At 46.7% G+C, this 12312-nt stretch carries 12 protein-coding genes and 1 pseudogene; 6 read left to right on the top strand and 7 right to left on the bottom strand.

Annotation, left to right across the window (positions count from 1 at the left end; genetic code table 11):
- The 4 genes and pseudogenes from BWK47_RS11335 to BWK47_RS11325 form a co-directional block, all read right to left on the bottom strand.
- Positions 1 to 639, bottom strand: a pseudogene (locus BWK47_RS11335) (IS630 transposase-related protein); the annotation flags it as partial.
- A gap of 56 nt (positions 640 to 695) precedes the next feature.
- Positions 696 to 905, bottom strand: a complete 210-nt coding sequence (locus tag BWK47_RS17130; RefSeq protein ID WP_237269619.1) for a hypothetical protein — start codon at positions 903 to 905, stop codon at positions 696 to 698.
- A gap of 5 nt (positions 906 to 910) precedes the next feature.
- Positions 911 to 1714 carry a cryptochrome/photolyase family protein gene (locus tag BWK47_RS11330; RefSeq protein WP_237269618.1) on the bottom strand — a complete coding sequence of 268 codons (804 nt, stop codon included), beginning with the start codon at positions 1712 to 1714 and terminating at the stop codon, positions 911 to 913.
- A gap of 150 nt (positions 1715 to 1864) precedes the next feature.
- Entirely contained in the window at positions 1865 to 3202 is a 1338-nt protein-coding gene (locus BWK47_RS11325) for a four-carbon acid sugar kinase family protein (RefSeq protein ID WP_162328718.1), read from the bottom strand.
- Between the two features lie 104 nt (positions 3203 to 3306).
- On the opposite strand from BWK47_RS11325, the gene BWK47_RS11320 reads away from it, so the two are divergent.
- Complete coding sequence (locus BWK47_RS11320; RefSeq protein WP_162328717.1) at positions 3307 to 4347, top strand: hemolysin family protein; 1041 nt, start codon at positions 3307 to 3309, stop codon at positions 4345 to 4347.
- Positions 4348 to 4470: 123 nt separating this feature from the next.
- On the opposite strand, the gene BWK47_RS11315 is transcribed toward BWK47_RS11320, so the two are convergent.
- Complete coding sequence (locus tag BWK47_RS11315; RefSeq protein ID WP_162328716.1) at positions 4471 to 5721, bottom strand: class I SAM-dependent methyltransferase; 1251 nt, start codon at positions 5719 to 5721, stop codon at positions 4471 to 4473.
- Between the two features lie 250 nt (positions 5722 to 5971).
- Between BWK47_RS11315 and BWK47_RS11310 the strand changes: the two genes are divergently transcribed.
- Positions 5972 to 6610: a DUF3318 domain-containing protein gene (locus BWK47_RS11310; protein ID WP_010873389.1), complete on the top strand. Its 639-nt coding sequence runs from the start codon at positions 5972 to 5974 to the stop codon at positions 6608 to 6610.
- On the opposite strand, the gene BWK47_RS11305 is transcribed toward BWK47_RS11310, so the two are convergent.
- Positions 6593 to 7813, bottom strand: a complete 1221-nt coding sequence (locus BWK47_RS11305) for a 4-hydroxy-3-methylbut-2-enyl diphosphate reductase (RefSeq protein ID WP_162328715.1) — start codon at positions 7811 to 7813, stop codon at positions 6593 to 6595. The two genes, BWK47_RS11310 and BWK47_RS11305, sit on opposite strands and share 18 nt — an antisense overlap.
- Before the next feature lie 312 nt (positions 7814 to 8125).
- Here BWK47_RS11305 and BWK47_RS11300 point away from each other — a divergent pair, with 312 nt between their 5' ends.
- Both BWK47_RS11300 and BWK47_RS11295 read left to right on the top strand, forming a co-directional pair.
- Positions 8126 to 8983: a DUF3747 domain-containing protein gene (locus tag BWK47_RS11300; RefSeq protein ID WP_237269617.1), complete on the top strand. Its 858-nt coding sequence runs from the start codon at positions 8126 to 8128 to the stop codon at positions 8981 to 8983.
- 33 nt (positions 8984 to 9016) lie between these two features.
- Entirely contained in the window at positions 9017 to 9670 is a 654-nt protein-coding gene (locus BWK47_RS11295; protein WP_162328713.1) for a ribonuclease D, read from the top strand.
- Positions 9671 to 9676: 6 nt separating this feature from the next.
- Here BWK47_RS11295 and BWK47_RS11290 read toward each other — a convergent pair whose 3' ends face one another.
- Positions 9677 to 10462 (bottom strand): ABC transporter permease, encoded by a 786-nt coding sequence (locus tag BWK47_RS11290; protein ID WP_010873385.1) that lies wholly within the window; start codon positions 10460 to 10462, stop codon positions 9677 to 9679.
- Positions 10463 to 10600: 138 nt separating this feature from the next.
- Between BWK47_RS11290 and BWK47_RS11285 the strand changes: the two genes are divergently transcribed.
- Together BWK47_RS11285 and BWK47_RS11280 are read left to right on the top strand one after the other, a co-directional pair.
- Positions 10601 to 12097 carry an FAD-dependent oxidoreductase gene (locus BWK47_RS11285; RefSeq protein ID WP_162328712.1) on the top strand — a complete coding sequence of 499 codons (1497 nt, stop codon included), beginning with the start codon at positions 10601 to 10603 and terminating at the stop codon, positions 12095 to 12097.
- A 66-nt stretch (positions 12098 to 12163) separates the two neighbouring features.
- On the top strand, positions 12164 to 12312 hold a 149-nt coding region (locus BWK47_RS11280; protein ID WP_162329684.1), incomplete at its 3' end, for a transposase.

Raw genomic sequence — 12312 nt, 5'->3', positions numbered from 1 at the left:
TTGATGGAATGTCGAGGGAGAGTAGCAAATATAAATTTAACCATCCTTCAAAGCCTTCTGCATTCAAACTCCCGGTAAAAACCATCGGCGCAATCAAATCTTTTTTTCCTTTTCTTCTCCCTGCTACTAGATTTTCTCTGACTCCCCTTTTTCCTTGTCTATCTCCATAAACTTTTTTTCCTTTTTTTGACCAGGCATAAATACAAGCCTGGATTGCTTCGAATCCAGATTCATCTATGTAAACTATAGCTTGACTACCATAGAGCTTGATTAGTTCTCTTAATATCCTATAGTACTTAATTCGTTCCTCTCGGTTTCTTTCTCGATAACGTAGTTCTTTTTTTTTCTGTTTATTTTCATTTTCTTTAATGCGTAATATATGGCACTCGGCCTCACTCCAAATTTCTTGGCTCTGTCTATCAATCTTGCATCGGGATTTTCTTCTACGTCTTTTCTTAGACCTTCCCAGTCTAATTTCCTATGGCGACGCTCTACTTTTGTTGGGCTTAAATCTACCCTATTTAACCATCTGTATATCGAGGCTTTTCCTATTTTATATATCTTGGAAGCCTCAGTTATTTTTCCTCCAGCTTCTATATAAGCTACTACTCTTTGCCTCAAATCTAAACTGTAAGCCATTTTTTAAACCTGTTCATCTTGTACACCCCATGATTTTACATTAAATTCTCTCATCGCTAATTGAAATGACTATAAAACTCAGGCAAAGGAAAGTTATGGTTAAACCAATTACCCTGCCCGTAATCTTCATCTACCCATTGATAAATGCCTTGCATATATTCCCGCCAACCCAAAATTTGACGAATAAACCCCTCCACATTATTTGAAGAAATGTCTTGGGTAGCAAAGGCATTAGTAGCTGCTTCAATAACTTCTAATGGGGTCAACAATCCTAAATTAAATAGGGAGAAATCAGGCTGTGCCAGAGGGTTTTCTGCCCCATTACCATGGCATCTTGATAGGTGCCAAATTGACTTAGACCAACATCGATGAAATGCTTCAGCCCTTGCAAGGCGTCTTGACGGCTAACTCCCCATTGAAAGCCAGATAATTGCCCATAGCCAGGTAAATTTAATTGTTCTATCCGTTCGATAACCTGTTGGGTAATGGCATCGGGGGGAAAAGAGAGGGGCTTGGGGGGAGAAATGTTCTTTTTGGCGGGCTTGCGATTATCCTGGTCAAAATTCCAGCGGCCCCCCACGGGCTGATCATCCACCATCAAAATTTGCCAACGTTTGCGCCCTGCACGGTAAAAATCTTCCAATAATAGACTCTTACGATCGCCAGCCCAGGCGGAAAAATCCTCCCTAGACCAGAGAAAATGATTGTTACGTAATAGGGTTAGCTCACAGGGCAGAGTCAGAGATTTTAACCAAGCTTCAAAGGGGCGATCGCCAGGGGCCATGACTTGGAGGTGACTAATGCCCTGGGTTTTAAGCCAATGGTGTAGGGGAGTGAGGAAATCTTCGGCAATTTCATAGGTAACGGACCAGCCCTCGGCCCTCAAATCTTCGGCAAAGTGGCGCATGGCGGACCAAACCAACGCTAATTTTTGGCGATGGTAGGGTCGTTGACGGGCAAATTCCGCCGACTCGATTAGGATAACGGGGACCTGTGAGCGATCGCCTTGATGGCTTTTTAAGGCCGTCTGCCCCGACCAAAGTTGATCTCCCAATACCCAAATGCCAATGGTCATAGCTGTAATATGGTGTGTGAGAAATGGACAAAGGAGTTACCTAGTTGCCGACCGAAAAAGTCTAGTTAACAATCAATTTTCTCCCGTTCAAGCAAGTCAACCAGTCAGCAAATCAACGGCGATAATTGGGATGAATTAGTAAAAAATTGATCAAGAGTTAGGCTTTTGGGACAAACGTTCATAAACTGTGGCTAAACCCCGAGCATTGCCTACGTTACCGGGAAATAAAACCACCGGCAAAAGGGGAAAAAGGGGATGATCCTCATCCGTTCTCACTAGGGAACAACCGGGAATAATTTGCCCCAACAACCGTACAGAAGTTAACTGTAATCCCACGCTCAGCACGTCATTAGAAGTAATACCTCCTTTGCTGATCAAAAAGCTGATGTCCTGGGGTAATTGTTGGACAATTTTCATCAACAGTTGGGACAGGGTAACGCCAAAGTCTAACCGTGCCTGCACTGAAGCAAAACTTAATTCCCCTCGACTGGTATAAATTACTGGCGTTTTTCCCCCGGCACGAATTTCGTTCACCGCCGCCAAAGCATTGGTAATAATTTCGGCTTCACTGCCAGGATTATTCCGCAATTGTTGCACTGTAATTTCAATGCCCTGCACTGTTTCATCCTTGAGCAATGTCATCAACTGTTCAGTGGTTTTTTGCACATGGGAACCCACCAAAATTATTCCTGGTTGGTTGGTGGGTTTATAGCTGGCCATGGCCACCGGAGCCACCGGTTGGGGCCCCAAATTAGCTAAGGAAGTGAGAATGCTGGCCGCACTCCGCAACAGAAAATGTTTGCCCTGGCCACTAGCTATGAGCATACTTGCCGCCAGGCGATCAAAATCTTTTTGGGTTTCTCCGTCTACCACCACACATTGGTTATGGTTAAAATCCATCAGGTGATCGCCTAAAGCATTATTAGTCCCACTCAGATCCCCTAGGGTGATGCGTTCCACCTGGGCTGCCCCAATCTTGCCTTGGGTTTTTTCTGCCACATAATCGGGCAAATAACTATGGTGATAGCCAAACACCGAATCCTGGGCAAATTCCGTTGCCGCCACCGGCACCAATTCACCATCCACAATCAGGTAATGGACACTGTCCTTGGTTACCCTGCCCCCTTCAAAAAAGGCTGGCACCAGAAAATGGGCATCAAACGGTCCCAACTCCCGGTTAATCACATCGGTTTCCAAGGGGTAATGGCCCCGCAGAGTGGAATCAGAACGACTTACCACCAAGTAGTGATCGACCGCTTCCGCTGCTAGGGCTAGTTTTAAATTCTGGCAAATTTCCGTCACCACCTGTTCCGCCTGAGCTGGGGGTAAGGCCCTGGTGTTGCTGAGGATGAAAAAGATCGGGCTTTCATCCCGCAGACCTTGCCGCAGAGTTCCCACGTCCCACTGCATCAGCAACAAGCAACTGTGAACTGTTTGGGAGCCGGTGGGGTCATCATCAATAACAATGATTTTGGTGGGATCAGCCATGGCAAAAAAGAATTGCGGAATTTGTGACAAGTTTGTTCCTAGCCCTCCAGTCTAGGGGAAAATAGCCATGGTCTATAATCTTGGTAAGTTGGTTTCGGAATTTTATGCTGGAAATTGTGGCGGCCATTTTCATTGTTTTGTTAGGTTCTGGCATTTGTTCCTGTGCAGAGGCGGCCCTATTTTCTGTGCCTTTGGTAAAAGTACGGCAGTTATCCCAGTCCAATAATCCCTCCGCCATTGCCCTCCAAGCTATTCGCCATAGGATGAATCGCCCCATTGGCACCATTGTGGTGCTCAACAACATTTTTAATATTGTGGGTAGTATCACCATTGGAGCCTTAGCAACTAAACATCTACAAGATGCTTGGATGGGAGTTTTTTCTGGAATTTTAACCTTGCTAATTATTGTTTTTGGCGAAATTATTCCTAAGACTCTGGGGGAAAGATATGCCACTAACATTGCCCTTTTGATTGCCATACCAGTAAGATTTTTAACCTTAATCTTTACTCCTTTAGTGTGGTTGATTGAACAAATTACCAATCCCTTCACCCACGGCAAAAGAGTACCCAGCACCAACGAAGCAGAAATTAAGTTTCTAGCTACCCTCGGTTACAAAGAAGGGGTAATCGAAGGAGACGAAGAGCAAATGATTCAGCGGGTTTTCCAGCTTAACGATTTGATGGCAGTGGATTTAATGACCCCCAGGGTGATCATCACCTATCTTTTGGGAGAATTAACTTTAGCGGAATGCCAACAAGATATTATCCAGTCCCAACATACTCGTATTTTAATTGTTGATGAATACATTGATGAAGTCTTGGGCATTGCCCTCAAACAGGATTTACTCACTGCTTTAATCCAAGGAGAAGGCCATAAAACCATCGCAGAATTAGCTCGACCAGCCCAATTTGTTCCAGAAGGCATGAGAGCCGATAAACTTCTAAAGCAATTTCAGGAAAAACGGGAACATTTAATGGTGGTTATTGATGAGTATGGCGGCGTTGCCGGTGTGATAACCCTAGAAGACGTGGTTGAAGTTTTAACCGGGGAAATTGTTGATGAAACTGATAAGAATATTGATCTCCAGGAAATTGCCCGTAAGAAAAGACAGGCTCTATTGAAACAACGGGGGGTGGCTCCCTAAAATTTCTTGATCTCCGCAACCGATAAAGACAGTTAAAACTTAATCAAAAGGTATTTATTAAGGGTAAATTTCAGTTCTTTTAAATCAATAAATTAACATCCTTACTTTTAGTAAGCTCACGATTTAGCCCGCCATTGGTAAATTGCCTATTTCCAAGGCTGTTGGGGGCCTAAAACCCCGCAGAGTTGGCTCCTTCATCGAAGTATTTAGCTTCTTACCCTGTAGTAGTACCCCAAATTTACCGAGGCCATTGGGATCAATTAACTGGTGTAAAATGGCCCGTCGGGAAAAAATTTCGTTCAAATCATACTGCCCACTGGATAAATCCGCTAGGCGATCGCCAAGGCCAAGATTCATCAAAAAAGGCCCCTGCTGGCTAAAATCCAAACGATTCAGGCCATAGCATTCTCCCCACCATTCCAAGGCAGTGAAGTTGACATGGGCAGTGACGTCCTGTTGCCCCAAATTGACGAAGGGATTATCGTGGTGCCGTTGTTGGAAATAGCATTGCAGAGTACCTCCAGTGCGTTGGGGATGGTAATATTTCCCCGCTGGATGGCCATAATCCACCGTTAATATCCATCCCTGGGCTAAAACCCGAGCAATTTCTTCCAAAGCCTGTTGGGCGGCTAGGTTGACTTCGGTTTCATAATTTTCTCCGTAGGGAGGAGAAGTCAGTTGCAAGCCAAAGCTAGCGAAGTAATCTACCAATTTGTCAGTGGACAGGTCGTCCCAAACGCTAGTGAGATCCGTTGATCCCGCCTCAATATATTGCTCTTTCAAAACTCCTTGTTTGATGCCCACTCGATGGACGGGCAGGGCATCGAAAAATTCATTGCTAAAACAACAACCCACTAAGCTATCGTTTGCCAACTCTGGCCAGGTTTGCCATTGGATTTTGCCCATTTCCCGCCAGGGTTCTAATAGATTGGCTTGCCTTCGGCGGAGGGCGGCGGACTCATCAATGATGTGGTACTGTAAGGCGGCAAAAAATTCGGGATGCAGTCTTTGGGTCTGGACTAACACTGTTTGGGCAAAGGCTCCAGTTCCAGCCCCCAATTCTAAAAGATCAAAGCGGTCCGGTTCCCCCAGCCGCTGCCACATTTCCAAAAATTGCTCCGCCAGCAGTTCGCCAAAATCGGCCCCCAAGGCGATCGCCGTGACAAAATCCCCGCGAATGGCAATGTCCACCTGACCACTACTGTAATAACCATAATCAGGTTGATAGAGCACCCACTCCATAAACTCCGCAAAAGTGAGCCGTTGGTGGGGACTTTGGCGGATATGATCAAGGAGAGCAGGGAGAATATTCTGGGTCATGGATGGTGGGAAACAGAGAAAGGTCACGGTGGCGGCGATCACCGAACTAGCCATTTTCCTCCATGGATTGAAGGAAGGGCACAGGCCAAAAGCTCAAGGGGACGGAATGCTTAGGCCACTGACTAGAATTTTTAACGATTGTTCATTAATTGTTCACCAAAACGGTTCCTTTGACGTCGAGCTTTAGCTCAAAGGACATACAATCCCTTAAACATCGCCATAACAATTGCCAACATTTATTGTTTAACGTTGTCGAAAGTATGTGTCAGACTTGAAGTCGATGCTAGCTAAGATTTAAATCACTATGAACCGCCAGGGAACCTATCAAGGCAGTGACCAAGAAACGGAAGTTCGTCGTCTGAAAGAGTTGATGCCGGCCTCGGGGCGGATGCTAGTTAAACTCCAGGCCCAGCCGAAACAGTCCCGGGTAATTGATTGTGATTTTCCTAAGCCCTGGCAATTTGGCGATCGCCTGGTGAAGATTAATTTTAGTCTGTGGTGGGAGTTGACCATCCAGGAACGGGATTTGCTGATGCTGAGTGTGGTCTGTCGTTTGGTTAATATCCGCTGGTTCAAGCCAGATTTATATCAAGGGTTGACCGTGGCGGGGGCGATCGCCGTGGGGGTACAACTTTGGCAACGGGATGGGGTAGGCATGGTGGTGGCCGGAGGATTAACGGCCTTAGCTGCTCAACAAATTTGGCGGGGTTACCAAAGCAATGAACGGGAAATCGAAGCTGACGCCCAAGCCCTCAAGGTAGCGGTACGTCGGGGCTACAACCAAAAAGAAGCCATCCAGGCCCTGTTAACGGCGATCGAAAACACGGCCAGGATTGAAAACCGCAGTACCCTCAGCTTTAATGAACTGTTGCGCTGTCAAAATTTACGCCTCATGCTCAACAGCCAGGCCAGCCCCGATCCTTCCCTATCCCGCAATTTCTAGGACGGGTTGGGCTTCCTTAATGGCCAAGATTTTTTTCATCACTTCCTCCACTACCTTGTCGGGGGTAGAAGCGCCGGAAGTCACCCCCACCGTAATTTTCCCCGCCGGTAGCCAGGGTTCCAACACTTCTAAATCCTTGCCCAGGGGCTTATGCTCCACCCGATTGCCCGGCCCAATGCGATCACCGCTGTCAATGTGAACCGAAGGAATACCATGTTCCACCGCAATTTCCTGGAGATGGGTCGTATTAGAAGAATTAAAACCACCAATAACTACCATTAAGGACAAGTCTTCTTCAACTAAATCAAACATGGCATCTTGCCGTTCCTGGGTGGCATCGCAGATGGTATTAAAACTCATAAAGTGATTGTTCAACTCGATGGGACCATACTTTTGCAACAGGGTTTTTTCAAACAATTTGCCAATCATTTCCGTTTCACTTTTCAGCATGGTGGTCTGGTTTGCCACCCCCAAACGAACTAAATCCTTGTCCGGGTCAAAACCAGCGGAATGGGCATTGGCGAAATAATCTAAAAATTCCTGGCGATCGCCACCGTGGAGAATATAATCGCAAACCCTTTGGGCTTCGGCCATATTCAAAACAATTAAATAAGTCCCAGCAAAGGAACTGGTGGCAATGGTTTCTTCGTGGTTATATTTGCCGTGGATGATGGAAGTGTGTTCTTTCTTTTTATGTTTTTCCACCGAATTCCAAACTTTAGAAACCCAAGGGCAAGTGGTATCAACAATGGTACATCCCCGGTCGTTGAGCAGCTGCATTTCCTCCACACTGGCCCCAAAGGCTGGCAGAATCACCACATCCCCTTTGGCCACGTCGCTAAAATCCTTTTCCCCGTTAACCACATCAATAAAATTCACCTCCATTTCCCGCAATCGTTGATTCACCGAAGGATTATGGATAATTTCGTTGGTAATCCACAGGCGATCGCCAGGAAAATGTTGACGGGTTTCGTAGGCCATGGCTACGGCCCGCTCCACGCCCCAGCAAAAACCGAAGGCCTCCGCCAACAGAATGGTGACATCCCCCCGCTCTAGGCGGTAATTATTCTGACGAATTTCCTGGATTAGGTGACTTTGGTATTCCGTATTCATTACCCCCATCACCTCTTCCCCATGGCCAAACCCCTTGCGATGGTAATTGTCGGAGTGGTGCAGAGACCGTTTAAAAGCTTTGGTATCCATAGAAAAACGAGAATGTCACCTGTATTATGTTGTTCCATTTTGCCATCCTCTCCCCCCAATCGCTAGACAAGCTCAAAGCCCATTGCCGTTGCTCGATTTTTCGGCCATGGGCAAAGCCCTGGGGGCCCGTTTGGTAGAATGGGCTAGCAATCTTGACTGAGCCTGGTTCCCAGACGATCTGTTCCAACCTGCAGACTGTCTCTCTGGGGCTCCGTTGGGGAACATTTTCGGGCTTGATGGGGTTAACAATCCTATGCCGCGTTGACTATTTCTCCTATGAACTGGAAATTTTTCCCACACCCCTTCCTGGCCATGGCCATTGGGGCCGCCCTGGCTCCCTTCGCTCCCCTATCCGCCAGCAGCTTCACCGAAACGGCGATCGATCAAACTGAGGTAATTGCAGTGGCCCGCCCCTATGGCGTCGAAACCACTAAGTATGACCTTTTGGTGATTGAACAGATTCCCGGTAAAAACAAATGTTGGGATGTCACCCCCGGAGCACCGGCCATGGTGGATCCCCTGCTGTTAAATTTTGACTTCACTGGCCACTGCCGCCGCGCCACAGACAGCAATGGCTATTCCATCCGCATCGATGGCCAGGACTATGGCTTGGATTACTTATTACGTCTTGTACCCAGGGGCAATGAATTAGTTTTGGTGGCCACTTCTCGCAACGGCCGCGGCCCCGAACTCGTAGTTGGTAGTACCAAGGGGATTGGCGCAGGTTTTATGCAGGTACAGCTCAACCCAGGCTGGCAGTTCACTAAACGCACCTACGAAGGTCAAGTTTTGGGGCACTACTACATTAGTGGCACCCAGGCAGCTATTTTGGGCGGAACCGCTGTTAGCCCTGTGGGCCCAGAGCCAATCACCCCAGAAAAACAAGAACTCATTGCCCCTGAGCCGGTTCAGACCTTGGAGAATAATCCTAACCCCACTCCAACAGAGGTAACGGAAACCGGGACGGAAATTATCATTAAGCAGGAAGTACCAGAAGTACCCGCTAATGAACAGTCCGGCATGGTGATGGAAGAAGAGAGTGTCAGCACTGTGACCGAAGAAAACTCCGTTGCCAAAGAAATGGAAACGGTTACTCCCAAACCAGCCCCTGTGGTTAAACCAAATCCTCCCCGACGCCGCACCCCCACCCCTGCGGATTTTCGCCCCTAGGAAATTTTCTTTTATTGATTTTTATTGCTTACCATGCCCTCTGCCGATACCCTGAGTCAGTTCGAAGTTTTTGACTACGATTTACCCGAAGACGTTTGCCAGCAGCTTTTGGCTTGCAAAGAAGTTGCGGTGGATACGGAAACCATGGGTTTAAATCCCCATCGGGACCGCCTCTGCTTGGTGCAAATTTGTGATCCAGAGGGCAATGTGACGGCTTTACGCATTGCCAAAGGCCAGGAGGAGGCCCCTAACCTGACCCGATTGATGGAAGACCCAGGTATCACTAAAATCTTCCATTTTGCTCGTTTCGACACGGCCCAACTAAAACACACCTTTGACATTAAAACTTATCCGATTTTTTGTACTAAAATTGCCAGCAAAATTGCCCGTACCTACACTTCTCACCATGGACTCAAAACGCTGGTGCAGGAATTGGTGGGAGTGGAATTGGATAAGTCTTCCCAATGTTCCGATTGGGGCAACGCGGCTAATTTGAGTAAGGCCCAATTGGCCTATGCTGCCAATGATGTACGTTATTTGATTCCCCTACGGCACAGGTTGGAAAAAATGCTAGCCAGGGAGGACCGTTTACGGTTAGCCCAAAGGTGTTTCGAGTGTTTACCGGTGATGGTAACCCTTGATTTGGGTATGTATGGCAATGTGTTTGAGCATGGCGGCCCCGGTTAACTTGGGTTAAGAACGTTGAAATCTTAGGGCTTCGATGGACTGGGCGGTGAGGAAAATACCCAGGAAAATGTAGCTGGCAAATAACACACAGCTTTTACTATTGATTACTCCGTTAATTAAATCTTGGTAACTTTGGAAAAGGGAAAGGTAGGCGAAGACATCGGCGATCGCCCCGCCCAGATTTTGGGCAAATACATCCATAATCCAAAGCATCAAAATTAAAACGAAGGTGAGAATGTAGGCAATGATCACGTTTTCCGTCAGGGAGGAAATGAACATTCCAAGGGAAAGCACCGCCGCCGCCACCAGAATTACTGCACCATTGGCTACTAGTACTAAACCACTAGGTAGGGGTGGATTGGCCGCAGAAAAAATAATGATTTGATAAATCCATAGGGGAACTAACAACACTGAGAAAAACAGTAATGCCCCCATTAATTTTCCCACTGCTACTACCCAGTTAGTGACTGGGGAAGTGGCCAATAATTCTAGGGTGCCTCGCTTTCTTTCTTCTGCGTACAGTCCCATGGAAAGGGCAGGTAGTAGTACTAAAATCAACGAAATAATTAAGCCTAAATAACTAGAAAGAAAATCCCCTGCCACATCCACCGGCTCAGAAACCCCCGACTGCCGCAAAAACTCAACGTTGGAGATAATTTGACTGAGCATCAAAGAAAAGAAAATTCCCGACATTAACCAAAAAATGGCGGCAATGCCATAGGCAAAAGGAGAACCAAAATAACTTAGTAGCTCTTTACGAAGAATGGCGAGCAGATTGTACAGAGTGGTCATGGGAAGAGGAAAGTCTATAGTGGCAGAGTTTCCGGTGAGCTTGAGCTCTGTTTGCCGTGCCTATGCATGGCCATGGTTTACCGGATTGAATCTAGAATAGGGGGGTTAAAGCTCCCATGGATAAATTCAGCATAGTTTATGGTTCAAGTTGGTGCGGCGGCAATCAATCGGGTCGATGTGGCCGTCATTGGGGGAGGCATTGCTGGGGTGGCGATCGCCGAATATGTGGCCCGCCATACTAACCTGTCAGTGCAGTTGTTGGAAAAAAATAGCCATTTGGGGGGGGATTCCTCCGGCAAATTGGAGGGCTGGTTCCATACGGGGGCTTTGTATTCGGGTCAGGATGATGGCCAGACTTTTTTTAATTGCGTTAATGGGGTGGAAGATCTGCTCAACCATTACAGCAATTATTTTGCCGGTCGCTGCAATTTGACCTTGGAGCCCTATGATCACGGTTACCGCCCCACAGTCAGCGGTGCAGGTTGGTTCGACCCCAATCCGGTTTATCTGATCCATCCCCAACGCCATTCCCCAGAAATGCTCCAGTCCGGCCTCAAGGGGGATAGGGTGCAGTTGGAAATGCAGTTAAAGCGAGTCTTGGGTCGTTTGGAAATGGCCTATGGGCAGCAATTCAATTGGCGATCGCCGACGGGCAATGGAGCAGTGGCGCCGGACTATGACCATTTGGAAAGTTATGAACAGCGGAGTTGCAGTCTATTAGGTCAGTCGGAAAAAATTAGTCACTATTGCCAACAATTTGACCTTAGCCATGGGGTAAAACCCAGTGACTATGCCCTGTTGAAAAGTTTAGATTGTGCCATGGATACCCAGGGAATTTTGCAGGATCTTGCCGCCAGCGCCCTGGCCCACGGAACGGCGATAGCCACCGGAATTAATTTAGAACAAATTAATGTGGATCGTTATGGCCCAGTTAGGGTGCAAAGTATCTTTTATCGAGATTGCCAAGGACAGCAACATTACCTTAAAGCCAAAGCGTTTATTTTTGCAGTGGGAGCAGGCTTTGAGCGCATTTTACCCACTCTACAGGTGCGAGCTAAGCTAAAACAGAGTCGCAGCACCATGGTGGTAGCTTACCCTGCCATTAGTTTCCATAATTTCGTGCGGATGTCCACCAAAAACTCCTACCATTTCAATCATTTTTTTCAACGGGCAAATATGCCTGATTTTTCGGAATTTCTAAACTACTCTATGCTGGCAAATTCTGGTTACGTCAGTAACGAAAATGATTATTTAGCTAGTGGAGAAATTGAATTACTTTTGGATACGGCGGCACGGTATTTCGGCGAAGAAAATTTATATCAACGTCAACTCTGGAGTTACGATTGCGTTAAAACGGAGTTCATTAGTGACGATGCCCAAAAACGTCGTTATAGCTATTGGATTGAAGTTAATCCCCAGAGCAACTACCTTTGTGTCTTACCGGGTAAGTTTTCCTTTTTTTCCACAGTGGCGGTGCAAACTCTCAAGCAGTTAAAAACTATTCTCCCAACGGAGGAAGTTGACCGGAACCATCGAGATTATACTGCCCATTACCATCAAGCCCAAGCTCTCGTTGCTTCTCCCTATCCCCACCAATTATTAGCATCTTATTGGAAAAATAACGCTAATTCTTAGAGCGTGTTTGAAAAGTAGGGTGAAGAATGGAAAATGGTGAAAATTTTATTCTTTTCACCATAATTAATGATAATCCGAGAATTTTACAGCACGGACATCACTGATAGCCAGTGGCAATTGGTAGAACCTCATTTACCCAAAGCAAAAACTGGGGGAAGAAAACGGAAAACTAGTCTGAGGGAGATACTCAATGCTATTTTTTACATGCTCAGAAC

The organism is Synechocystis sp. CACIAM 05 (assembly GCF_010222815.1).
Lineage (GTDB): Bacteria > Cyanobacteriota > Cyanobacteriia > Cyanobacteriales > Microcystaceae > Synechocystis.
Note: the sequence above shows the minus strand (reverse complement) of the source record. Positions and strands in the feature narration are given on the sequence as shown.

Excerpts from the sequence above, each read along its gene's own strand:
- BWK47_RS11330 (WP_237269618.1), bottom strand. The coding sequence starts at position 1,714 with ATGACCATTGGCATTTGGGTATTGGGAGATCAACTTTGGTCGGGGCAG.
- BWK47_RS11325 (WP_162328718.1), bottom strand. The coding sequence starts at position 3,202 with ATGGCTGATCCCACCAAAATCATTGTTATTGATGATGACCCCACCGGC.
- BWK47_RS11320 (WP_162328717.1), top strand. The coding sequence starts at position 3,307 with ATGCTGGAAATTGTGGCGGCCATTTTCATTGTTTTGTTAGGTTCTGGC.
- BWK47_RS11315 (WP_162328716.1), bottom strand. The coding sequence starts at position 5,721 with ATGGCTAGTTCGGTGATCGCCGCCACCGTGACCTTTCTCTGTTTCCCA.
- BWK47_RS11310 (WP_010873389.1), top strand. The coding sequence starts at position 5,972 with ATGAACCGCCAGGGAACCTATCAAGGCAGTGACCAAGAAACGGAAGTT.
- BWK47_RS11305 (WP_162328715.1), bottom strand. The coding sequence starts at position 7,813 with ATGGATACCAAAGCTTTTAAACGGTCTCTGCACCACTCCGACAATTAC.
- BWK47_RS11300 (WP_237269617.1), top strand. The coding sequence starts at position 8,126 with ATGGCCATTGGGGCCGCCCTGGCTCCCTTCGCTCCCCTATCCGCCAGC.
- BWK47_RS11295 (WP_162328713.1), top strand. The coding sequence starts at position 9,017 with ATGCCCTCTGCCGATACCCTGAGTCAGTTCGAAGTTTTTGACTACGAT.
- BWK47_RS11290 (WP_010873385.1), bottom strand. The coding sequence starts at position 10,462 with ATGACCACTCTGTACAATCTGCTCGCCATTCTTCGTAAAGAGCTACTA.
- BWK47_RS11285 (WP_162328712.1), top strand. The coding sequence starts at position 10,601 with ATGGTTCAAGTTGGTGCGGCGGCAATCAATCGGGTCGATGTGGCCGTC.